Origin of the sequence: Burkholderia sp. SIMBA_051 (assembly GCF_046534915.1) — a bacterium.
In the GTDB taxonomy this organism is placed as follows: Bacteria; Pseudomonadota; Gammaproteobacteria; order Burkholderiales; family Burkholderiaceae; genus Burkholderia; species Burkholderia ambifaria.
Genome location: NZ_JAWRXS010000571.1, coordinates 1 through 254 on the forward strand (window position 1 = coordinate 1; position 254 = coordinate 254).

A 254-nucleotide genomic window follows, 5' to 3' on the forward strand; every position below is an offset into this window, starting at 1 on the left:
CTCCTCGTAGATCTGCGTGCGCAGCGCGGGCTCCGGCGTTTCGCGCTCGCCGGCTTGCGCGTTGGCTTGCGCGTTGGCTTGCTCGTCGATTTGCGCGCCCGCTTCATCGCTGCGCTCGCGCGCGTCGGCCGGCGATTCGACGTGCTGCCAGCCGTCGTCGTATGCCTCGCGCTGATCGACCTCGTAGCGCCCTTGCAGGTTCGTGACCGCGCCGCGCCCCTTGCGCGGCGCGGGCGGCGCGACGGGATACCAGG

The 254-nt window shown here is 72.0% G+C and carries 1 pseudogene; it reads right to left on the bottom strand.

Features of this window, described 5'->3' with window-relative positions:
- Positions 1 to 254 (bottom strand): annotated as a pseudogene (locus SB771_RS35765) (hypothetical protein); the annotation flags it as partial.